The following is a 21,604-nucleotide window of genomic DNA, read 5'->3' as shown; positions in this document are numbered from 1 at the left end:
CTTAGCGGACCGCTTGCGACACGTTCCCTACGTGGCGCAAGCTTTCGCCGCGTCCTGCGGCTCATCCGAAGCCAGCTACCTCCTCAGCATAATTTTTTACGCCTGACCACGGCAAAAACCGCGATACTTCTAGACTTGTGTATAAGGGACAGGATTAATTTGGGGGTATTTTTTTGTGCCTGCTATTTTGAGTCGAGCACCGCATCCTGCCTGAGACCGCTTTTCCTGACATGCCATTCTGTTGCTGACAGGTAAAAGTCTTGCGATTGGTATTCTGTTGCGCCTATCATGCTGCCTTTATCGTAATCATTATCGTTCTCTTTTAGCCCGGTTGTTACGCGGGGAATTCGAGAGTGACGGGTGTCGCGATCGCGGCTTACTTCTGTCCTTCAGTGACACTAAAAACCAAAAACGCTATGCAAAATCAAACTGTACTGCCTGATACCACCTTCAGACTGGACGACGTCAGCTTTTCCGTCGCCGGACGCACGCTGCTACACCCGCTCTCTATCACTTTTCCCGTCGGAAAAGTGTGCGGTCTGATTGGGCACAACGGCTCAGGCAAATCGACCTTGCTGAAAATTCTGGGCCGGCACCAGCCCGCCAGCAGCGGAACCGCATTGCTGGGGGAACAGGCGACCGGAAGCTGGGACAGCAAATTATTCGCCCGTCAGGTTGCCTATTTGCCGCAGCAGCTTCCCGCTGCCGAAGGGATGACCGTGCGTGAGCTGGTGGCCGTAGGGCGTTACCCGTGGCATGGCGCATTAGGCCGTTTCGGCAGCGCCGATCGGGAAAAGGTCGAAGAAGCCATCACGCTGGTTGGGTTGAAGCCCTTTGCTAACCGTTTGGTGGATAGCCTGTCTGGCGGTGAACGGCAGCGAGCCTGGCTGGCGATGACTGTCGCGCAGGATAGCCGCTGTCTGTTACTGGATGAGCCGACTTCCGCGTTGGATATTGCGCATCAGGTTGAGGTTTTGGCACTGATCCAGCGCATGAGCCGTGAGCGCGGCATCACCGTCATTGCGGTGCTGCATGATATCAATATGGCTGCCCGCTACTGCGATCATCTGGTGGCACTGCGCGGTGGCAAGATGATTGCACAGGGTGAGCCTGTCGCGCTGATGAAAGGGGATGTGCTCGAAAACATTTACGGCATTCCCATGGGCATTCTGCCCCATCCGGCTGGTGGCGCACCGGTCAGCTTCGTTTGTTAACTCGGTTTCCCTGCTTATGATGCCTGAATTTTTTTCTTCCCCGCACTCTCCCGATCCGATCCGCCGCCGTTTGCTGACGGCGCTGCTGCTGTCGCCGCTGGTTTATTCGGCGGCGAGCAGGGGGGGAACACGTGATTTTCCCGATCTAAACCGTATTGTGGCACTGGAGTGGCTGCCGGTTGAGCTGCTTCTGGCGTTGGGCGTCACCCCCTTCGCGATCGCGGATAAACATAACTACAACCTGTGGGTGAAAGAGCCTGCGCTACCTGAATCGGTGATTGATGTGGGGCTGCGTACTGAGCCTAATCTGGAATTGCTGACGCAGATTCGTCCGTCCATGATTCTTTATTCTGAAGGTTATGGCCCTTCGGTCGCGAAAATGTCCCGTATCTCTCCGATGCTGGGCTTTGGCTTTAGCAGTGAAAAAGGAAAACCGCTGACGGCGGCACAGTCCTCGGTCATGAAACTGGCTGATGCGTTAAATTTGAAAGCTGCCGGGGAGCGGCATCTGACGGAACTAGCTCAATTTCTTCAGCAGGAAAAAATCACCCTTCAGCCGTATACCCAGCGACCTCTGCTGTTGATCACGCTGGTCGACAGTCGCCATGTGCTGGTTATTGGCAAGAACAGTCTGTTTCAGGAAGTGATGGATCACATCGGGATAGAGAATGCCTGGCGTGGTGAAACCAGCTTCTGGGGCAGTACGATTGTGGGTATTGAGCGTCTGGCAGAGATCGGCGATGCCCATGTGCTCTGTTTTGAACACGGTGATAGTGCCGCTCTCGATCGGCTTGATAGCAATCCGATCTGGCAGGCCATGCCGTTTTTACGTCAACAGCATGTGCAGCGCGTGCCGGCTGTCTGGCTGTATGGCGGAACGCTCTCGGCGATGCGCTTCTGCCGCGTATTGAATCAGGCTCTGGAGGCGAGAAATCATGGCTAATCCTCTGTCCGTTGGTTCCTCGCCCGCGCATCAACGCGTGAGTCATCCGCTGTTGCTGCCGGTGGTCGTGATTGGTTTTCTACTGATCGTGATGCTGGGTATGGGCAGCTACAATTTGCAGCAGCAATTACCGGTATCACAGTGGCTTGAAGGGCTGACTCAGCCCGTCTTGCACAATATGCAACAGCTTCTTTTTCATTACAGTCTGTTGCCACGCATGGTGTTGGCGTTGTTGATTGGCGCGGGGCTGGGGCTGTGTGGCGTGTTATTCCAGCAGGTTTTGCGTAATCCGCTGGCCGAACCGTCAACGCTGGGGATTGCCACGGGTGCACAGCTCGGGATCACGGTGGTAACGCTGTGGGCGCTGCCCGGCGGCATATGGATCCAGCAGGCTGCGGCGATGATCGGCGCGCTGGTGGTGGGGGTGCTAGTTTTTGGCGTCGCCTGGGGCAAGCGGTTATCGCCGGTGACGCTGATACTGGCGGGGTTGGTGCTGAATTTCTATTGTAGCGCGGTCAATCAACTGCTGGTGCTCTTTCACCATGAGCAGCTTCAGGGCTTGTTCCTATGGAGCAGCGGCGTACTTAACCAGCAGGACTGGAGCAGTGTACAGTTTGTGCTTCCACGTCTTCTGGTGTGCTTCTGCCTGGCGCTGCTGTTGATTCGCCCGCTAACGCTGTTGGGATTGGATGATGGCGTCGCGCGTAATCTGGGGCTTGGGCTGTCGCTGGCGCGTTTGAGTGCGCTGGGGTTGGGGATTTTCCTGTGTGCCCAGTTGGTGAATGCGGCAGGCATTATCGGTTTTATCGGCCTGTTTGCACCGCTGCTGGCGAAAATGCTGGGTGCACGGCGCTTGTTTCACCGCCTTTTGCTCGCGCCGCTGTTGGGGGCGCTGTTGCTCGGTGTCGCCGATCAGGGCGTTATCTGGCTGAGTCGTGTGTGGTTTGAGGTTCCAACGGGTGCCGCGACGGCGCTGATTGGTGCACCTTTGCTACTGTGGCTACTGCCGCGCCTGCGTAATAGCGGCCAGCCCGCGATGATCGACAGCAACAGCACGCCGACGCCTGAACGGCACCTGTGGGGAATATGGCTGGTACTCGGTCTTGTACTATTGGGCATGGTGGTGCTTGCGGCTCTGATGCTAGGGAAGAATGCTGAAGGCTGGCAGTGGGGCGGTGGCGATGTATTCGCGCAATTGCTTTCGTGGCGTTGGCCCCGGGTTCTGGCGGCGCTAACGGCCGGGGTGATGCTGGCGATCGCAGGAACGTTAATACAGAAACTGACGGGTAACCCGATGGGCAGCCCGGAAGTGCTGGGAATTAGTTCCGGCGCGTCGTTTGGCGTCATTATTTTGCTGTTCTTCGTTCCGGGCAATGCATTCGTATGGCTACTTCCTGCCGGTAGCGCGGGTGCGGCACTAACGCTGCTGGTCATGGTGATTATCGCCGGACGCGGTGGTTTCTCGACGCAGCGTATGCTGCTCGCGGGGATTGCGCTGAGTATGGCATTCTCCACGGTAATTGCGCTGCTGTTAGCCAGTGGCGATCCGCGGATGGGGACGGTGCTGACCTGGCTGTCAGGCTCAACCTACGCGGTCGAGCCGGCAGACGCAATACGCACGGCGGTGATTGCCGTTCTGCTACTGTTGATAGTCCCGCTGTGCCAGCGCTGGCTGCGTATTCTGCCGCTTGGTACCACAACGGCCAGAGCGCTCGGCGTGGCTGTCACGCCAGTTCGTCTATTGGTGTTGCTGCTGGCATCGGTGCTGACTGCGATGGCAACCCTGATGGTTGGGCCGATGAGTTTTGTCGGTTTAATGGCGCCTCACATGGCGCGAATGCTGGGCTTTAACCGCGTGTTGCCGCAAATCGTCAGTTCAGCATTGATTGGTGGCGCGCTGATGGTGATGGCGGACTGGTTTGGTCGCATGATCCTCTTTCCGGCACAGGTTCCGGCGGGGCTGCTCGCGACGTTTATCGGTGCGCCTTACTTCGTTTATCTGCTCCGCAAGCAGGTAAAATAACGATAACGCGGGCTGAGGCGGGAAGAAAAAACCGCCTCAACTGTGTGATTAGCGGGAGAGATTGATGGCTTCAGCCAGCATCCAGCATGTGGTGAGTAGCAGAGAAAACGCCATGACGCCGTTGAAGGCTTTCAGTTTCCACGGTTCCTGAAGATGTTTGCCGATGCGATCGCCAAGTAGCGCCCAGACTAAAATGCAAGGTAGATTCAGCGCCATAAAGCCAAGCATAATGGTGAAGACACCGTTGCTGGTGGTATAGAGCAGCGCTACGTTGCTGGTCATCAGCCAAGCTTTTGGGTTAACCGCCTGAAATAACGCAGCTTGCAGTATCGTCATAGGCTGTACTCGCTCTTTTAATTCGGGCGCGGATGAACGCACAATTTTCCACGATAGCCACAGCAGATAGACACATCCCAGCACGGTGAGTGGGAGGCGAATCATGCTTATCCAGCTCAACAACAGATCCAATGCCACGCCCATCAGCCCCGTTTGTATCCCGCAGCCCAGAAAAATTCCCAGTAGCATGGGTAAGGTGCGACGCAGGCCAAAATTGACGCCTGACGTTGCTAACAGCAGATTATTGGGTCCCGGCGTGATGGACATGACGGTGACGTAGCTGAAAAAAGAAGGATCGAGCATGGTGTTATCCTGATGATGGGGAAGAACACTATGGTAGGCAGAAAAAAGAAATGGTTACAGATACACAAAACGATTATTGTAATGGGTACAAAATGCATTAATCCTTAACTGTACTCATTGGCTGGCGAGGGAACTGTGTCCATCATCGACTCACAAGAAAGTACGCTCTATCAACAGCTCGCGGAAACCTTCGCCACTGCTATTCATCAAGGGACGTTAGCACCGGGAAGCCGCTTGCCCTCTATTCGTCGCGTCGCCGGATCGCATCAGGTGAGCGTGAATACGGTATTGAATGCCTGGCGTATCCTCGAAGATCGCGGGTTGATCGAAGCACGGCCGCAGTCCGGCTATTTTGTACGAGGACGTTTGCCGTCACTGACGGAAAGTAAGCCTCATCGTGCGCAGGTGATTGTGCCGGGCAGTGAGAAACTGGATCTGATTGATACGGTGTTTGCTGCTCAGACGCACCCGGATTACACCAACATTTCTCTGGCGTGCCCACAACATGCCGATTTCTATCCAACCGAAAAGATCAGCCGTATTACCGCTTCCTTGCTGCGGCGACAGCCTGAGCTGATTGGTCGCTATGCGTTACCGCCGGGCAGTGAACGGCTGCGGCGCGAAGTGGCGCGGCGAGCCATGGACTTGGGTATGACATTGACGCGTGAAGACATCACGATCACTCATGGCTGCATGGAGGCACTACAGCTGGCGCTGCGCACCGTCACGCAACCGGGTGACTGTGTTGGACTGGAAACGCCCACCTATTTCTATCTCTTTCCTCTGCTGGCCAGCCTGGGATTGAAAACGGTAGAAATTCCCACCGATCCGCAACGTGGCCTCGCGCTGGACGCGTTGGAATTGCTGCTGTCAGAAGGGCGGCTACAGGCGATTATCGCGATGCCGAATGCTCAAAATCCACTGGGATGCAGTATGACACTGGCGGATAAAAAGCGGCTGGCAAAGCTGGTGAATGACTATCAGGTTCCGCTCATTGAGGATGGGTTATACAGCGAACTTCAATTTACCTGGCCGCTGTCGCCGACGGTGAAAGCCTTTGATCGCGAAGGGTGGGTGATTTACTGCTCCAGTTTCACGAAAACGCTGGCACCGGATTTTCGCATTGGCTGGATGGCATCGGGCCGTTTCCGTGCCAAAGTGGCGAGGCTGAAAGCGGTATCGTCAATGGCGGAATCGGCGCTGCTATCGGAAACACTGGCGCAGTTTCTGGAATCCGGCGGTTACGATCACCATCTGCGTACGCTGCGCCGTCGCTATGCCGCACAGATGGATGAGGCCCGTTGGCTGATCGCCCGGCATTTTCCGCAGGGGACACGGGCGACGCAGCCGCAGGGCGGTTTTGTCTTTTGGTTGGAATTACCGGGTAATGTGGATGGGGTTGAGTTATTCCATCGTCTGCTACAAGAGCAGATTTGCGTCACGCCCGGCGAGCTTTATACGCTGAGTGGCCGCTGTAAGCACGCGCTGCGGCTTTCGTGCTGCTACCCGTTTGATGAACGCTACACCTATGCACTTAAGCGCGCGGGGGCGCTGGCGTGTGAAATGAGCGGTATCGGGCCGGGTAGCGCAACGTAGTCCTATCCCTATGAACGTAGCTGAATAAACATCGCTTATGGCGTGCCGTTTCGTCCCCAGGTCAGGTAGCCTGCACGTGCGCTTAAGCGCTCATAGTAGGCACGGACGGCGGGATAGTCTGTGTGCTCTAGCGGCGTTTCATACCAGCGATTTACCGACAGCCCGATGGGAATGTCGGCCAGTGTAAAGGCGTCTCCAGCAACGTAGTGGCCGGTTCGCTCCAGTTGTTGATTCAAAATACCCATGGTGCGTGACCAAAGATTGCAGGAGGCGGCCAGCAGTTGTGGATCCTGATGGGCGGGAGACTGGCGTACCAGCGACATAAAGGCGTAACGCCATGAAGGATTGAGCTCATTGGCCTGCCAGTCGATCCATTGATCGATCGAAGCTCGGATGCGTGGATCTTGCGGGTAGAGCCAGGCTCCGTCCTTCGCATTGGCGAGGTAACGTATAATCGCGTTCGATTCCCACATGACGAAATCCTCGTCCTGAATAACCGGTATCATGGCATTGGGATTGAGCGCTAAAAATTCCGGTGATTGCGGTGACTGATAGCCCTCACCCCAATCTTCGCGGTCGAAGGAAATCGCCAACTCATCACACAGCCACAGCACTTTCCGAACGTTGATCGACGACGTGCGTCCTAGAATCTTTAACATGATCTCTCTGCTATTTTCAGGAACATAGACTTACTCATAACCAATTTGAGACGGCTTGTCATTCTCAAACGAGAATCCTGACGAAAAAAGCGGGGAGGGGACGTCATGAAGGCTGAAACAACGGATGAATACGACGGCGTCAGTGTTAGTGAATGACGCCGTCGAGATGCGCTTTTACAGGCGTGAGAAGCAGCGCTGCGCGGCTTCGATGGTGCGTTCGATGTCCTGTGGCGTATGCGCCAGCGACATAAAGCCAGCTTCAAAAGCGGACGGTGCAAGATAAACCCCTTCTTCCAGCATCATGTGGAAGAACCGCTTAAAGCGTTCGACGTCGCACTTCATCACATCCTGATAGCAGGTGACGCTCTCTGCATCGGTGAAGAACAGGCCAAACATACCGCCCGCCTGATTCACGACCAGCGGAATATTTTCGGCTTTCGCCGCAGCCAGCAAGCCTTCTGCCAGCTGATTGGTCAACGCGGTGAGCTTTTCATGTACGCCGGGTTTCGCCACTTCCGTTAAACAGGCGAAGCCTGCTGCCATCGCAATGGGGTTGCCGGACAGCGTGCCTGCCTGATAAACCGGACCGGTCGGTGCCAGCGCTTGCATGACTTCACGCTTACCGCCGAATGCGCCAACTGGCATACCGCCGCCGATGATTTTCCCCAGACAGGTCAGATCCGGCACCACGCCATAGTGTGACTGTGCACCTGCCAGTGCGACACGGAAGCCGGTCATCACTTCATCGATGATGAACAGGGCGCCAAACTCGTCGCACAGGGCGCGCAGGCCGGGAAGGAAATCTGGCAGCGGTGGAACGCAGTTCATGTTGCCTGCGACGGGTTCGACAATGATTGCAGCGATCTCGTCAGGGTATTGCTCAAATGCGGCACGAACGGATGACAGATCGTTATAGACGCAGGTCAGTGTGTGGCGAGCAAAGTCGGCCGGAACGCCGGGGGAATTCGGTTGACCGAGCGTCAGCGCACCGGAACCGGCTTTCACCAGCAGGCAGTCGGCGTGGCCGTGGTAGCAGCCTTCAAATTTGATGATTTTGTCGCGGCCGGTGTAACCACGCGCCAGACGGATTGCGCTCATGGTGGCTTCTGTCCCGGAGTTGACCATCCGCACCATATCCATGCTGGGCACCAGGGAGGTCACCAGACGCGCCATCTGTACTTCCATCTCTGTCGGCGCGCCAAAGCTCAGGCCGCGTTCTGCGGCGGCGATCACCGCATCACGAATTGCCGGGTGATTGTGCCCCAGCACCATCGGACCCCACGACCCCACGTAATCAATGTACGCTTGCTCGTCAGCGTCGTAGAGATAAGCGCCATCAGCCCGTTCGATGAACAGCGGAGTACCGCCAACGCCGTTAAAAGCACGAACGGGTGAGTTCACGCCACCGGGAATAAGTTGCTGTGCCGCAGCATACAGGCTTTCAGATTTGTTCATTACGCGGTCCTGACTGGTCTTGATCGTAAAATGTAGGGGTATTCTAATGAACTGACCGCCGTTATGAAATCGCTGTGCGAATACCATTGAGTTTTCTTTGTTTTGCTCTGAGCGATCATGGGTACCATTACCTTAAAAGGAGTAAGATTGACTTCTCTCTTATTCTGATGTGGCAGTACGACCTGTGGTTAAATTATCTACCGCTTCCTCGTCTTCTTTCTCTGCAACGCGCAAAGCCGCAATAAAACAGTTTATGCGGCAGGATAAAACGCCCGTATTGATTTTACTGCTGGCAGCCGCTGTCGGCTCTCTGGTGGGATTACTCGGGGTCGCGTTTGAAAAAGCAGTCAATGGGGTGATGGCGCTTCGTATGACAACGCTTGCTGAATTCTCGGACCGCAGTTTTATCTGGGTGCTGGCGTTTGGGGTTTCAGCGCTGTTGGCGCTATGCGGTTACTTTCTGGTGCGTTACTTTGCACCGGAAGCTGGCGGCTCGGGGATTCCTGAAATTGAAGGGGCGCTTGAAGAGCTGCGTCCTGTGCGGTGGTGGCGCGTGATTCCAGTAAAATTCTTTGGCGGCATTGGAACGCTCGGCTCGGGTATGGTGCTGGGCAGAGAGGGGCCAACGGTTCAGCTCGGCGGTAATGTTGGTGGAATGATTGCCGATTTATTTCTCCGAAAACGACAGGAAGGGCGGCATACGCTTTTGGCCACGGGGGCGGCGGCGGGGTTATCCGCTGCGTTTAATGCGCCTCTGGCGGGCATTCTTTTTATTATTGAGGAAATGCGTCCTCAGTTTCGCTATAACCCTATCTCGATCAAAGCCGTCTTTATCGGTGTGATTATGTCGAGTATTGTCTTCCGCGTGTTTAACGGCGAGCGAGCGGTGATCGATGTCGGGCAGCTTGCTTCTGCGCCGCTGGGTACGCTGTGGCTTTATTTGCTGCTCGGCATGATCTTTGGTGTGGTTGGCGTGATCTTTAACCAACTTGTGTTGCGGACTCAGGCCGTTTTTTTACGCTTTCACGGCCAGCATTTATCTCGATTTTTACTGGTTGGCGCGCTGGCTGGTGGCATCTGTGGCGTACTGTCTCTGGTATTCAATGAGGCAACCGGCGGTGGTTTTGCGTTAATTCCTGCTGCGGCGGCCGCGCATTACAGCATTGGCATGCTGCTCGTTATTTTTGCCGTACGTGTGCTGATGACATTGCTGTGTTTTTGCTCCGGGGCTCCCGGCGGTATCTTTGCCCCCATGTTGGCATTAGGAACGCTATTAGGTGCGGCATTCGGTATGACGTCAGCGCTTCTGTTCCCTGATTATGCGATTGATGCGAGTACCTTTGCGATTGCGGGAATGGGGGCGCTGTTCGCGGCCTCCGTACGGGCGCCCTTGACTGGGATCGTGCTGGTACTGGAAATGACGGATAATTATCAGCTGATTTTGCCGATGATAGTGACCTGTCTGGGGGCGACATTGTTAGCTCAGTTCCTGGGAGGCAAGCCGTTGTATTCGTCCATTCTGGCCAGAACGTTACAGCGCCAATTACAGGCTGAGGCGGAGATAAATTCAACAACCGCTGTCAAATCTTGAACGTTTTCTCATCCTGCCGGATAATGAGCGTATGAATGTGGGTCTATCACCTGATAAGCCCTGAGTTGGGAGTAAAAATATGAGCGACGATATAGCAGCACTGCCTCTGCAATTTACTGATGCAGCGGCAAGCAAGGTGAAAAACCTGATTGCTGATGAAGAAAACCCAGAGCTGAAACTGCGTGTATATATCACGGGCGGCGGCTGTAGTGGCTTCCAGTATGGTTTTACCTTTGATGATCAAATCAACGACGGCGATATGACGATTGAGAAGCAAGGTGTGTCGCTGGTGGTTGACCCGATGAGCCTGCAATATCTGGTTGGCGGAGCGGTGGATTATACCGAAGGGCTGGAAGGTTCTCGCTTTGTCGTGACAAACCCGAATGCGAAATCCACCTGTGGCTGTGGTTCCTCTTTCAGCATTTGATTCTGCATTGCGGTTATTGACCGACTAAAAAATAAAAACCGTGTCCTGGCAAAAAGACACGGTTTTTTTATCGCAGGTGTGTTTTTACTGTGATTACCATTCGACCGTAATCAAACGCGTTTCCGTACCCTGCGTTGTTTTTGCCGCAGACGTCGAAAATTTTGCCTGATCGATCTGAATACGTGACTCCGTAATCTTAGGTTGTGGTACAGAGGCTACGTTACATGTCATTTGATATTGACCGGATTGAGGCGTTACGCCGCACGCCGGTTGTATGGTCAGTTGAGCGTTAATTTGCCCACCCTGACTACCTGCATATGCCGTGCTACAGGCCGCCATCAGTAAGCCCGCGTAAAGCAACGCATTTTTCATATTTAAAGCTACCTGGTGTTAAAGGAACCGATACCGGTTCAAAGTTTTCTCATTTCGTATTGCTTTGGCGTTATCGCCGGGTGGTAATCAACACCATGAGTGATGCCTATAATTCCACCGTTGCGTTCAGATTATCGGCAAATATTGGCGAAATAAAAGCCTGCTAGTGTTACAACTTGTATACTAATGAAGCTATTGTTATCGGAATGATTTCACTGTGTTAATTAACAATCACTTCGTTGACGAAAATGTGGATCTTACTTCTGCCAGTTGAGAACAAATTTGCTGGGCTGCCAATAGCAAACGAGGGCCGCTGCGGCTAAACCAGTCTTCATTGACGGTCATCACTGGCACCGCTAATTGTGGCTGCCAAAACGCCTGCACGCTGGCAATCCTTTCTGGCGTCCCACCAACAATGATGGCCTGTGGCTGCCGTCTTAGCACCTGTTCGCGACTGACCTGCGGCCAGGGCACCGGGCTGTCGCTAAAGACATTTTCTGCACCGCATAGTGAAACGATTTGGCTTTGCAGCGTCGCTTGAGAAGACGTAAACAGCGGCTGAGTGCCGAATTGAATGAACACCCGCAACGGAGGGGCATTATGCCTCTCGTTAGCGTGCTGGAGTTTGCCTATTTCTTGCTGAAAATCTGTCGCAGCTTTTTCTGCTTGCTCAGGATGGCGGCTGTAGGTCGCCAACTGCCTCAATGATGCAGGGATATCGTCTAACGTTTTCGCATCCAGATAAACGATGGGTATCGAGAAATTGGCAAGTTGCTCCAGTGGTCGCTGCGGGTTGCCCTCGCGCCAGGCCAGAATCAGATCGGGCTTGAGGGCGAGGATTCGCTCCAAATTGATTCCCTGCCAGGAAGCCACCTGTTCCAATTTTTTCGCTTCTGGCGGGTAATCTGACCAGGCACTGACCGCAACCAACTGTTCGCCCATGCCTGCCGCATAGGCCATTTCCGTCGCGTGCGGTGCGAGGCTAATGACGCGCTGTGGAATGGCGTAAGCGGCGGTGCAGAGCAGTAGCCCGGTTAGCCAGCAGAAGAACCTGACTGTCACGATTAGCGTGCGGCCAGCTTGGCCAGAATCGCTTCCACCATCCGCGTGGATTGCTGTGCCGCAACGCTCAGGAATTCATCGAAACTCAGGTGTGATGCTTTATCGGCTACATCAGAAATGGCACGCACCACCACAAACGGAACGGCGAACTGGTGGCAGACATGTGCGATTGCCGTTGCTTCCATTTCCACGGCAATGGCGTTCGGGAAGGTCGTGCGGATACGGGCTAATGGTTCTGCGCCATTAATGAAGGCATCACCGCTGACAACCAGACCGCGCACGGCGTTCAGTTGTAAATCGGCAATAGTTTCCTGTGCCAGCGCGATGAGTTTTTCATCGGCAGGGAAAGCGGCAGGGCAGCCTGCCATCTGACCGGGCTCATAGCCAAAGGCCGTGACGTCGGCATCGTGGTAACGAACTTCATCAGACACCACGATATCACCCACGTTTAAGCTAGGTGCTAGCCCGCCTGCGGAACCGGTGTTAATGACGACGTCAGGCTTGCTGTGATCCAGCAGCAGCGTGGTGCCGAGTGCGGCGGAAACTTTGCCGATACCGGATTTTAGCAGCGCGACTTCTACGCCGTTGATGTGTCCAGTGTAAATTTCGCAACCTGCGCGTTGGAAGGTTTGACGGTTTTCAATCCGATCGCGCAGCAGTGTTACTTCTTGTTCCATCGCGCCGATAATACCGACTTTCATAAGGTTCCCCGCAAATTCTGTTATAAATGGAAGGTGTGCATCACGGACGTTAGTCTATCATGGCTAGCGGGATGAGATGGAGTGTCCATCATTGTGCTGTAGCGGGATGACATGGAGAACTGTATGTCTGATATCGATTTCGCCAAAAAAATGAGCTTTCAGCGGCATTTCAGCCGACCTAAAACGGCTGACAGTGAATATGCGATTGTGCGCCAGTTTGAGAGCGATCGTGGTCGTATTATTAACTCCGCCGCCATCCGTCGCTTACAGCAAAAAACCCAGGTCTTTCCGCTGGAACGTAATGCGGCAGTCCGTTCCCGTCTGACCCATTCGATGGAAGTTCAGCAGGTGGGGCGCTATATCGCCAAAGAGATTTTGCACCGGCTGCAAGCCGATGGCCGGCTGGCGTCGCTGGGTCTGGAAGACAGACAAACGCCATTTGAAAGCATGGTCGAAATGGCGTGCCTGATGCATGATATCGGCAATCCGCCGTTTGGGCATTTTGGCGAATCCGCGATTAACCAATGGTTTAGAACATTGCTGGATAGCCATTATCTGGACAATGAATCCCTGGAACGGGTCGATGACTGTAAAGTCCCTACGCTGCGGATGCAGCAGGACGGGCTGGACGAATTGCGTGGGCAAATCCGGCAGGATCTGAGCCACTTTGAAGGTAACGCACAGGCGATCCGACTGGTACACACGTTGCTGAAGCTTAATCTGACCTACGGGCAGGTGGCGTGTATTTTGAAATATACCCGTCCCGCATATTGGCACGGCGAACTGCCGGCGGATTACCACTATTTAATGAAGAAGCCGGGCTACTATCTGGCAGAAGAAGCGTTTGTCGCCAGACTGCGTGAAGAATTGGATATGGGGGAATTTCATCGTCATCCGCTGAGCTACATTATGGAAGCGGCGGATGATGTGTCCTACTGCATTGCGGATTTAGAAGATGCTGTGGAGAAAGAGATTCTCACGATCGAAGAGCTTTACGATCGCCTGCGTGAGAATTGGGGCGAGGGGGCAGAGAAAGACATCTTCGCGAAAACGATTGAACGTGCCTACAAAGAACGCGAGCGCTTTCAATGGCGTAGCCACGACGATCAGTTCTTCATGAATCTTCGCGTTTATACCGTGGGGCAAATGGTGCCGCATGCCGCGCTGCGTTTTATTGATAACCTGCCGGAGGTGTATGCCGGATCGTTCAATCAGGCGTTGCTTGAAGACGATAGCCCACAGAATCGCTTGCTAGGGATTTTCAAACGCGTCGCCTTAAAACACGTTTTTAATCATCATGAAGTTGAACAGTTGGAGCTACAGGGGGATCGTGTGATTCGCGGTCTGCTGGATATTTATAGCCCACTGCTCGACATGCCCTATCAGGATTTCAGCCAGCTCGTTCGCGAAGATACACACAGGCGTTATCCGATTGAAACGCGGCTTTATCACAAGCTATCTAGCAAGCACTGTCTGGCTTATTGCGAAGCGGTTGCCGCGTTGGAAGCCTTACCCGAAAGTGAGCGAATCGTCCGTGAGTATTATTATCGGGCGCGTCTGATTCAGGATTACATCAGCGGCATGACGGATTTGTACGCCTACGACGAATACCGCAAGCTGATGGCGGCAGATTAACGACGAACAGACGGCAATGGAAATCGCGAGTTTTGTAAAGCCGTTCAATATTTCCTTACGCTTCACGATCTTCCCCTTGGGAACATTGTTGGTCCATATTTATCTCATACAGCACGACCACTGAGTGTACCTGGTGTCGGGTACACGGGCCGTAAGACTCGCGTGTTGATTACTATGAGACATACTCCTATGAAAAGAAAATCACTGGTTCTGAGTGCGCTGGCGTTAAGTCTGGCGATGGCGATGGGCTCCACCACGGCGAATGCGGCTGAGTCAGCGGCGTCTGCCGCGTCATCGGGTCAGCTCCCTAGTTTGGCTCCCATGCTGGAAAAGGTCATGCCTTCCGTAGTGAGCATCTATGTGGAAGGGCATACCACCAATGCGGGCAATGCGGGAAAAGAAGGTATCCCACAGCAGCTTCAGCCATTTTTTGGTGAAAACTCGCCTTTCTGCCAGGACGGATCGCCGTTCCAGTCGTCGCCTGTGTGTCAGGGAGAAGGGGACGATGATGACAACGGCCAACAGCAACCAAAACAGGAAAATTTCCAGGCGCTGGGTGCAGGTGTCGTGATTAATGCGGAGAAAGGCTATGTGGTGACTAACAGCCACGTGGTGGAGAACGCCGATAAGATTCAGATTCGACTCAGTGATGGCCGCAAGTATGACGCCAAGATGTTAGGAAAAGATCCGCGTTCAGATATCGCACTGGTGCAGTTGAAAGACTTCAAAAATCTGACGGCTATCAAGGTCGCGGATTCTGACCAGTTGCGGGTCGGTGACTATACGGTGGCGATTGGTAACCCGTATGGTCTGGGCGAAACGGCGACCTCGGGCATTGTGTCCGCGCTGGGGCGTAGTGGGCTGAATATTGAAAACTATGAGAACTTTATTCAGACCGATGCGGCGATCAACCGGGGGAATTCCGGTGGGGCACTGGTGAACCTGAATGGAGAACTGGTTGGTCTGAATACCGCGATTCTTGCGCCAGATGGCGGCAATGTCGGGATTGGTTTCGCTATCCCCAGCAATATGGTGAAAAGTGTCGTGGCACAGATTGTCGAATTTGGCGAAGTGAAGCGCGGCGAGCTGGGCATTACCGGGACGGAGCTGAATTCTGAGCTGGCGCAGGCAATGAAAGTGGATGCCCAGCGTGGCGCGTTTGTAAGCCAGGTTCGGCCGAAATCGGCAGCCGATGAAGCGGGCATCAAGGCGGGCGATGTGATCGTGACGCTGAATGGAAAAGCGGTCAGCAGCTTCTCCGCGCTGCGGGCGCAAGTCGGATCGCTACCGGTGGGCAGCAAGGTGGATCTGGGGCTGTTGCGCGAGGGTAAACCGCTGACGGTTGAAGTGAGGCTGCAACAAAGCAATCAGGCTCAGGTGGCTTCCGGTAATCTCTACTCTGGCATTGAAGGTGCCGAGCTGAGCAACACGCAGGTCGACGGTGAGAAAGGCGTCAAAGTGGATAACGTCAAACCCGGTTCCGCCGCGGCTAAAATTGGTCTGAAGAAGGACGACATTATTCTCGGGGTTAACCAGCAGGCGGTACAGAATATTGGCGAGTTGCGTAAAATTCTCGACAGCAAACCGGCAGTATTGGCGCTGAATGTGCGTCGTGGCGGCAGCACGATTTATCTGCTGGCTCAATAACCGCACCGCTCAGTACCTAAGCGGATAATTACCTTTTAAGACAATGTGTTGAGTTGATAGACTGGTCGGGCACTTAGGTGCCCGACCGTTTCCCACTTTTTCATAAACGTGCTTTTGTGAGTTCTTCCACAGATTTAATCTAATTCCCGTTTCTTTGTTAATTTGCACAATGTGTGGCGTACCGTGTGGCGGTATGCTGGTGCAATTGTCAATGTTCCTCTCAGAGGTAAAAATGGCGTCGTATCATCTCAATGCCAAGATGGCACAGGATATTGTCGCGCGAACCATGCAGATCATTGATAGCAATATCAACGTGATGGATGCTCGCGGTAAGATTATCGGCAGTGGCGATCAGGAACGATTGGGGGAGTTACATGAAGGGGCTTTGCTGGCGCTCTCGCAGGGACGGGTTGTCGATATTGATGATGCCGTGGTGCGCCATCTGCACGGCGTACGTCCGGGCATTAATTTACCTTTGCGCATCGACGGTGAAATCGTTGGCGTTATCGGCCTGACGGGCAACCCCAGCCAGCTACGGCAATACGGCGAACTGGTCTGCATGACGGCGGAAATGATGTTGGAACAGGCGAGGCTGCTGCATATGCTGGCGCAGGATAGCCGCCTGCGCGAAGAGCTGGTACTGAACCTGATTCGCACCGACGATCTCTCCCCCGCCCTGATGGAGTGGGCGCAGCGCTTGGGCATCGATCTGAATAAGCCCCGCGTCGCGGCGGTGATCGAAGTGGACAGCGGGCAGCTTGGGGTGGATTCCGCTATGGCGGAGCTACAGCAGTTGCAAACGCTGCTGACCACGCCGGAACGTGACAACCTTATCGCTATCGTTTCGTTGACGGAAATGGTGGTGCTGAAACCGGCGCTAAATACCCACGGACGCTGGGATGCAGAAGATCACCGGCGTCGGGTGGATACACTGATGTCGCGCATGGCTGAAAGCAGCCGGCTACGGGTACGGCTGGCGCTAGGAAACTATTTTGCTGGCCCTGGCAGTATCGCGCGTTCTTATCGCACGGCACGTACGACCATGAGCGTGGGTAAGCAACGTATGCCCGCTCAGCGCTGTTATTACTATCAGGATCTGATGTTGCCCGTACTGTTGGACAGCCTGCGCGGCGGCTGGCAGGCAAACGAGCTGGTGCGGCCACTCTCGAAGCTGAAAGCAATGGATGGAAATGGTCTGCTGCGTCGGACGCTGGGTGCCTGGTTCCGTAATAATGTTCAGCCCGGTGCGACGGCGAAAGCGCTGTTTATTCATCGCAATACGCTGGAGTATCGTCTCAACCGTATCTCTGAACTGACGGGGTTAGATTTGGGGAATTTCGACGATCGTTTGCTGCTGTACGTGGCTTTGCAACTCGATGAAGAAGAGTAGGGCCGAAAGAAACGGCGTTTACGCCCATCCTGACTCAAGCTGGTTTTTCCGCCGCACTCACCTGATGCCGTAGGGCATCAGGGCTACCCCATCTTCCCTCACAAAATGTCGTCAACGGCGACAAAATTGCTTAGATTGAAAACTATTACATAACCATTAACAATATAACGCGATAGCATAAATTATCGCGAAACAATATTTTTGCCCCCTCCCTATATCCACTATTGTCACTTCCATGTTGTCAGCCTGATATACCCGTCCTATTTCAAGCTGCATGCGCGCTGTGCAAAACGATAGCGTTTTGTCCTGCAAGTTGAATTATTTAATTTATTAATCAGTCACATCCGTCATGATTTTATCTGATACTTTCGAGCATTAGGGAGTGATAAGAATGTCAATACGTCGTCTGGGGTTATCTGTTGCTACGGCAGCACTGTTGTTTTCCGGTGTGGCCTCGGCGGCTACCGAATTATTAAACGTGTCTTACGATCCGACACGTGAGCTGTATCAGCAATACAATGCGGCGTTTATTAAGCATTGGAAAGCGACCACCGGTGAAGATATCACCATCAAAAACTCGCACGGCGGTTCTGGAAAGCAGGCGCGTTCGGTGATTGACGGCTTGCAGGCTGACGTGGTGACGCTGGCTCTGGCTGGGGATATCGATGCATTAAATCTGAATCAACAGCTGATCGATCCTAAATGGCAGGCACGTTTGCCTGACAACAGCACGCCTTACACTTCCACCATCGTTTTTCTGGTGCGTAAAGGTAATCCAAAACAAATCAAAGACTGGAACGATCTGGTGAAGCCGGGCGTTGAAGTCATCACGCCAAACCCTAAAACTTCTGGCGGCGCGCGTTGGAACTTCCTGGCTGCGTGGGCGTATGCTAAAGCGCAACCGGGCGGCAATGATGAAAGCGCACTGAAATTTGTGACTGAGTTGTATCGTCATGCGCCAGTTCTGGATACCGGTGCGCGTGGGGCAACCATTAGTTTTGTACAGCGTCAGTTAGGCGATGTGCTGCTGGCATGGGAAAACGAAGCGTACCTGTCTCTGCAAGAGCAGGGCGGCGATCAGCTGGAGATCGTCACACCGTCTCTGTCGATTCTGGCTGAACCGCCGGTTGCCGTTGTCGACAAAGTCGTTGAGCGCAAGGGAACGCAGAAACAGGCTGAAGCCTATCTGCAATACCTCTACAGCGATGAAGCGCAGCGTATCATCGGTAAAAATTTCTACCGTCCGCGCAACGCCAAGATTGCCGAAGAGTTTAAAGATCAGTTTGCGCCAGTGAATCTGGTGACAATTGATAAGGACTTCGGTGGCTGGAAAGCGGCACAGGACAAATTCTTTAACGATGGCGGCGTGTTCGACGCAATCTTTAAAGAGATCAATAAGTAAGTTTTAACGTCTGACGGATTAAGGCCGCTATCACATAGCGGCTTTTTTCAGGTTAAAAGGCTGGCGAGAGCTGCACTAAACCCTCTGTCAGGTAGCGCGTGTCGGCAAGCAGTTGTTGGCTGGTTAGTGAGTATGAAAATTAAAGGCACGGTATGTCACAGCGTTCTTCCTCAGTGATTCCCGGTTTCGGGCTAACGTTAGGGTTCAGCCTGAGCTATTTAGGATTAATTGTCCTCATTCCGTTGGCGGGGATGTTTTTATATGCCAGCCAACTAACGTTTGGGCAATTTTGGGATTTGATAACCAGCCGTCAGGTGCTTTTTTCCCTGCGGCTTTCGTTTGGTACGGCGCTGGCGGCGGCTTTTATTAACGGCATTCTCGGGACGTTACTGGCCTGGGTGCTTGTGCGTTATACCTTTCCCGGCCGTAAAGTGATCGATGCCATGATCGACATGCCCTTCGCGCTGCCAACCGCAGTCGCGGGGATTGCCCTGACGGCGTTGTATGCACCGAATGGCCTGATTGGCTCGCTGTTTCCGTTCAAAATTGCCTATACCGGTATTGGTATCACGCTGGCACTTATTTTCGTGACGCTGCCTTTTGTGGTCAGAACGCTGCAACCGGTGCTTGCTGATATTCCTAAAGAGGTCGAGGAGGCCGCCGCCTGTCTGGGCGCGCGTCCGCTTCAGGTTTTCCGCCATGTGTTGCTGCCTGCACTGTTGCCGGCGTGGCTGACGGGTTTTGCACTGGCCTTTGCCCGCGGCGTTGGGGAATACGGCTCCGTGGTGTTTATCGCGGGGAACATTCCGTTTAAAACCGAAATCCTGCCGCTGCTGATCGTCTCCAAGCTCGATCAGTATGACTATAAAGGCGCTACTGGGATCGGCGTGTTCATGCTGCTGGTTTCTTTCATTATGTTGCTGCTGATTAACGTGTTGCAGCGCCGCATTCAACCGAAACTGTAAGGGCTGGTCGTCATGGAACAGGTTATTTCCGCTCAGGCCAGCGCGGCTAAAAGAAAAAAGCAGCCCGCAGCCTATTACATTCTGGTTTCACTGGCGTGGATCGTCTTTTTTCTGATTCTGGTGCTGCCGCTGATGATGGTGGTGACTCAGGGGCTGGATAAGGGGATCGATGCATTTTGGGACGCAATTACTGAACCGGATGCGATCTCCGCACTTAAGCTGACGCTGCTTGCGACCGTCATTTCCGTGCCATTGAACGTGGTGTTCGGGCTGGCGACGGCGTGGTGTGTGACGAAATTCGAATTTCGTGGCAAGAGCTTTTTGCTGGCGCTGATCGATCTGCCGTTTTCCGTTTCCCCCGTTGTGGCGGGGTTGGTTTATGTGCTGCTGTTTGGCGCACAAAGCAAGATTTATCCCTTCCTGCTTGAACACGATCTGCAAATTGTTTATGCCGTGCCGGGCATCGTGCTGGCGACGATTTTCGTCACACTGCCTTATGTTGCCCGTGAGCTGATTCCGCTGATGGAAGAACAGGGGTCGCAGGAAGAAGAAGCCGCGCGTCTGCTGGGTGCGAACGGTTGGCAAATGTTCTGGCACATCACGCTGCCGAATGTGAAGTGGGCGTTGATCTACGGCGTGGTGCTGTGTACTGCGCGCGCGATGGGGGAATTTGGTGCTGTTTCCGTTATTTCCGGCCATATTCGCGGCTTGACGAACACGCTGCCGCTGCATATCGAAATTCTTTATAACGAGTACAACATCGTTGCGGCCTTCAGCGTGGCGATTCTGCTGCTGATCATGTCGCTGGTAGTGCTGTTACTGCGCCAGTGGAGTGAAGGTCGATTGACGAAGCAAATACAGAAACAACAGGAGTTGGCCAAAAATGAGCATTGAGATTCGCAATATTAATAAACAATTTGGCCAGTTCCGGGCGCTGAACGAGATTAATTTGTCGATCCACAGCGGCGAGCTGGTGGCGTTGCTGGGGCCATCGGGCTGCGGTAAGACCACGCTGCTGCGTATTATCGCCGGGCTGGAACAGCCCGATAGCGGCAGTATTATTTTCCACGGTCAGGATGTGTCCGTCCACGATGTGCGCAAACGCAACGTAGGGTTTGTATTCCAGCACTACGCGCTGTTTCGTCACATGACCGTGTTCGATAACGTCGCGTTTGGGCTACGCATGAAGCCGAAAAATATCCGGCCATCAAAGAGTGAAATCGAAAAGAAAGTGCATGAGCTGCTGAATCTGGTGCAACTGGACTGGCTGGGGGATCGCTATCCTGAGCAGCTTTCCGGCGGTCAGCGCCAGCGTATTGCACTGGCGCGTGCCTTGATCGTCGAACCGAGCATTCTGCTGCTGGATGAACCTTTTGGCGCGCTGGATGCCAAGGTGCGCAAAGAGCTGCGCCGCTGGCTGTCTCAGTTGCATGAAGATATCGATCTGACGTCGGTATTTGTGACGCACGATCAGGAAGAAGCGATGGAAGTGGCTGACCGCATCGTGCTGATGAATAAAGGCGTGATTGAACAAATCGGTACGCCGGCGGAGGTGTATAACAACCCTGCCAGCGAATTTGTTTACCATTTCCTTGGCGACAGCAACCGGTTGAAAGTGGCGCAGACGGAAGAGACGATTCTGTTCCGTCCGCATGAGGTGTCGCTATCTGTTCAGGCACAGGAAGGTTATCAGGCGGTGACGGTACGGGATATTCGTCCACTTGGTGCCTTAACACGTCTGTCGTTGAAGCTGGGTGAACAGTCAGAGCTGATTGAAGCGGAAGTCGCAAAAGATGATGCAAGCCTGAACGGACTACAGAAAGGCGATGTGATTCAGTTCAAGCCTAAGCGCTACAGCCACGATTGGGAAATTTGATGGGTAG

19 protein-coding genes are annotated in these 21,604 nt (G+C 53.8%); 13 read left to right on the top strand and 6 right to left on the bottom strand.

The genetic code is table 11. The features are described 5' to 3' along the window. Positions 1-416 precede the first annotated feature (416 nt). The 3 genes from fhuC to fhuB are packed head-to-tail and all read left to right on the top strand — an operon-like array spanning position 417 to position 4,180. Positions 417-1,214 (top strand): Fe3+-hydroxamate ABC transporter ATP-binding protein FhuC, encoded by a 798-nt coding sequence (gene fhuC, locus NAL19_RS15975; RefSeq protein ID WP_263057861.1) that lies wholly within the window; start codon positions 417-419, stop codon positions 1,212-1,214. Between the two features lie 16 nt (positions 1,215-1,230). Then, entirely contained in the window at positions 1,231-2,157 is a 927-nt protein-coding gene (fhuD, locus tag NAL19_RS15970) for a Fe(3+)-hydroxamate ABC transporter substrate-binding protein FhuD (protein ID WP_263057860.1), read from the top strand. After that, a complete protein-coding gene (fhuB, locus tag NAL19_RS15965) occupies positions 2,150-4,180 on the top strand; it encodes a Fe(3+)-hydroxamate ABC transporter permease FhuB (RefSeq protein ID WP_263057859.1) in 2,031 nt (676 codons plus the stop codon). Before fhuD ends, fhuB begins: the two co-directional genes overlap by 8 nt. A 48-nt stretch (positions 4,181-4,228) precedes the next feature. On the opposite strand, the gene NAL19_RS15960 is transcribed toward fhuB, so the two are convergent. Further along, positions 4,229-4,819 carry a LysE family translocator gene (locus tag NAL19_RS15960; RefSeq protein WP_263057858.1) on the bottom strand — a complete coding sequence of 197 codons (591 nt, stop codon included), beginning with the start codon at positions 4,817-4,819 and terminating at the stop codon, positions 4,229-4,231. A gap of 135 nt (positions 4,820-4,954) precedes the next feature. Between NAL19_RS15960 and NAL19_RS15955 the strand changes: the two genes are divergently transcribed. Beyond that, a complete protein-coding gene (locus NAL19_RS15955; protein WP_263057857.1) occupies positions 4,955-6,415 on the top strand; it encodes a PLP-dependent aminotransferase family protein in 1,461 nt (486 codons plus the stop codon). Positions 6,416-6,450: 35 nt separating this feature from the next. Here NAL19_RS15955 and NAL19_RS15950 read toward each other — a convergent pair whose 3' ends face one another. Next, on the bottom strand, positions 6,451-7,074 hold the full coding sequence (locus NAL19_RS15950; RefSeq protein WP_263057856.1) for a glutathione S-transferase family protein: 624 nt from the start codon (positions 7,072-7,074) through the stop codon (positions 6,451-6,453). 174 nt (positions 7,075-7,248) lie between these two features. Further along, positions 7,249-8,529 (bottom strand): glutamate-1-semialdehyde 2,1-aminomutase, encoded by a 1,281-nt coding sequence (gene hemL / locus NAL19_RS15945; RefSeq protein WP_225085475.1) that lies wholly within the window; start codon positions 8,527-8,529, stop codon positions 7,249-7,251. Between the two features lie 253 nt (positions 8,530-8,782). Here hemL and clcA point away from each other — a divergent pair, with 253 nt between their 5' ends. Both clcA and erpA read left to right on the top strand, forming a co-directional pair. Next, on the top strand, positions 8,783-10,120 hold the full coding sequence (gene clcA, locus NAL19_RS15940) for a H(+)/Cl(-) exchange transporter ClcA (protein ID WP_411561440.1): 1,338 nt from the start codon (positions 8,783-8,785) through the stop codon (positions 10,118-10,120). A 79-nt stretch (positions 10,121-10,199) separates the two neighbouring features. Then, positions 10,200-10,547 carry an iron-sulfur cluster insertion protein ErpA gene (gene erpA, locus NAL19_RS15935; RefSeq protein ID WP_225085473.1) on the top strand — a complete coding sequence of 116 codons (348 nt, stop codon included), beginning with the start codon at positions 10,200-10,202 and terminating at the stop codon, positions 10,545-10,547. A 93-nt stretch (positions 10,548-10,640) separates the two neighbouring features. On the opposite strand, the gene NAL19_RS15930 is transcribed toward erpA, so the two are convergent. The 3 genes from NAL19_RS15930 to mtnN form a co-directional block, all read right to left on the bottom strand. Then, positions 10,641-10,919 carry a hypothetical protein gene (locus tag NAL19_RS15930; protein WP_225085472.1) on the bottom strand — a complete coding sequence of 93 codons (279 nt, stop codon included), beginning with the start codon at positions 10,917-10,919 and terminating at the stop codon, positions 10,641-10,643. Between the two features lie 231 nt (positions 10,920-11,150). Next, positions 11,151-11,981 (bottom strand): vitamin B12 ABC transporter substrate-binding protein BtuF, encoded by an 831-nt coding sequence (gene btuF, locus NAL19_RS15925; RefSeq protein ID WP_263057854.1) that lies wholly within the window; start codon positions 11,979-11,981, stop codon positions 11,151-11,153. A gap of 2 nt (positions 11,982-11,983) precedes the next feature. Beyond that, the gene (gene mtnN, locus NAL19_RS15920; protein WP_263057853.1) at positions 11,984-12,682 is read right to left on the bottom strand and encodes a 5'-methylthioadenosine/S-adenosylhomocysteine nucleosidase; all 699 of its coding nucleotides are present in this window, start codon (positions 12,680-12,682) and stop codon (positions 11,984-11,986) included. 123 nt (positions 12,683-12,805) lie between these two features. Between mtnN and dgt the strand changes: the two genes are divergently transcribed. The 7 genes from dgt to NAL19_RS15885 all read left to right on the top strand — a co-directional run bounded on the left by dgt (position 12,806) and on the right by NAL19_RS15885 (position 21,597). After that, the gene (gene dgt, locus NAL19_RS15915) at positions 12,806-14,317 is read left to right on the top strand and encodes a dGTPase (RefSeq protein ID WP_225085469.1); all 1,512 of its coding nucleotides are present in this window, start codon (positions 12,806-12,808) and stop codon (positions 14,315-14,317) included. Positions 14,318-14,506: 189 nt separating this feature from the next. Beyond that, the gene (gene degP, locus NAL19_RS15910; RefSeq protein ID WP_263057852.1) at positions 14,507-15,964 is read left to right on the top strand and encodes a serine endoprotease DegP; all 1,458 of its coding nucleotides are present in this window, start codon (positions 14,507-14,509) and stop codon (positions 15,962-15,964) included. 232 nt (positions 15,965-16,196) lie between these two features. Beyond that, complete coding sequence (locus NAL19_RS15905) at positions 16,197-17,354, top strand: CdaR family transcriptional regulator (protein WP_263057851.1); 1,158 nt, start codon at positions 16,197-16,199, stop codon at positions 17,352-17,354. A 397-nt stretch (positions 17,355-17,751) separates the two neighbouring features. Beyond that, positions 17,752-18,756, top strand: a complete 1,005-nt coding sequence (locus NAL19_RS15900) for a sulfate ABC transporter substrate-binding protein (RefSeq protein ID WP_411561439.1) — start codon at positions 17,752-17,754, stop codon at positions 18,754-18,756. A 152-nt stretch (positions 18,757-18,908) separates the two neighbouring features. After that, positions 18,909-19,721 (top strand): sulfate ABC transporter permease subunit CysT, encoded by an 813-nt coding sequence (gene cysT / locus NAL19_RS15895; protein WP_010280704.1) that lies wholly within the window; start codon positions 18,909-18,911, stop codon positions 19,719-19,721. Between the two features lie 12 nt (positions 19,722-19,733). Beyond that, a complete protein-coding gene (gene cysW, locus NAL19_RS15890) occupies positions 19,734-20,615 on the top strand; it encodes a sulfate ABC transporter permease subunit CysW (RefSeq protein ID WP_225085466.1) in 882 nt (293 codons plus the stop codon). Continuing rightward, positions 20,605-21,597, top strand: coding sequence for a sulfate/molybdate ABC transporter ATP-binding protein (locus NAL19_RS15885; RefSeq protein ID WP_225085465.1), 993 nt, complete (start codon positions 20,605-20,607; stop codon positions 21,595-21,597). Before cysW ends, NAL19_RS15885 begins: the two co-directional genes overlap by 11 nt. Positions 21,598-21,604: the final 7 nt, after the last annotated feature.

Source organism: Pectobacterium sp. F1-1, assembly GCF_025643735.1.
Taxonomy (GTDB): Bacteria; Pseudomonadota; Gammaproteobacteria; order Enterobacterales; family Enterobacteriaceae; genus Pectobacterium; species Pectobacterium colocasium.
This window is presented reverse-complemented; position numbering and strand designations above follow the sequence as displayed.

Excerpts from the sequence above, each read along its gene's own strand:
- hemL (WP_225085475.1), bottom strand. The coding sequence starts at position 8,529 with ATGAACAAATCTGAAAGCCTGTATGCTGCGGCACAGCAACTTATTCCC.
- degP (WP_263057852.1), top strand. The coding sequence starts at position 14,507 with ATGAAAAGAAAATCACTGGTTCTGAGTGCGCTGGCGTTAAGTCTGGCG.
- clcA (WP_411561440.1), top strand. The coding sequence starts at position 8,783 with ATGCGGCAGGATAAAACGCCCGTATTGATTTTACTGCTGGCAGCCGCT.
- NAL19_RS15905 (WP_263057851.1), top strand. The coding sequence starts at position 16,197 with ATGGCGTCGTATCATCTCAATGCCAAGATGGCACAGGATATTGTCGCG.
- fhuB (WP_263057859.1), top strand. The coding sequence starts at position 2,150 with ATGGCTAATCCTCTGTCCGTTGGTTCCTCGCCCGCGCATCAACGCGTG.
- cysT (WP_010280704.1), top strand. The coding sequence starts at position 18,909 with ATGTCACAGCGTTCTTCCTCAGTGATTCCCGGTTTCGGGCTAACGTTA.
- erpA (WP_225085473.1), top strand. The coding sequence starts at position 10,200 with ATGAGCGACGATATAGCAGCACTGCCTCTGCAATTTACTGATGCAGCG.
- NAL19_RS15930 (WP_225085472.1), bottom strand. The coding sequence starts at position 10,919 with ATGAAAAATGCGTTGCTTTACGCGGGCTTACTGATGGCGGCCTGTAGC.
- dgt (WP_225085469.1), top strand. The coding sequence starts at position 12,806 with ATGTCTGATATCGATTTCGCCAAAAAAATGAGCTTTCAGCGGCATTTC.
- fhuC (WP_263057861.1), top strand. The coding sequence starts at position 417 with ATGCAAAATCAAACTGTACTGCCTGATACCACCTTCAGACTGGACGAC.
- NAL19_RS15950 (WP_263057856.1), bottom strand. The coding sequence starts at position 7,074 with ATGTTAAAGATTCTAGGACGCACGTCGTCGATCAACGTTCGGAAAGTG.
- cysW (WP_225085466.1), top strand. The coding sequence starts at position 19,734 with ATGGAACAGGTTATTTCCGCTCAGGCCAGCGCGGCTAAAAGAAAAAAG.
- NAL19_RS15885 (WP_225085465.1), top strand. The coding sequence starts at position 20,605 with ATGAGCATTGAGATTCGCAATATTAATAAACAATTTGGCCAGTTCCGG.
- NAL19_RS15960 (WP_263057858.1), bottom strand. The coding sequence starts at position 4,819 with ATGCTCGATCCTTCTTTTTTCAGCTACGTCACCGTCATGTCCATCACG.
- mtnN (WP_263057853.1), bottom strand. The coding sequence starts at position 12,682 with ATGAAAGTCGGTATTATCGGCGCGATGGAACAAGAAGTAACACTGCTG.
- fhuD (WP_263057860.1), top strand. The coding sequence starts at position 1,231 with ATGATGCCTGAATTTTTTTCTTCCCCGCACTCTCCCGATCCGATCCGC.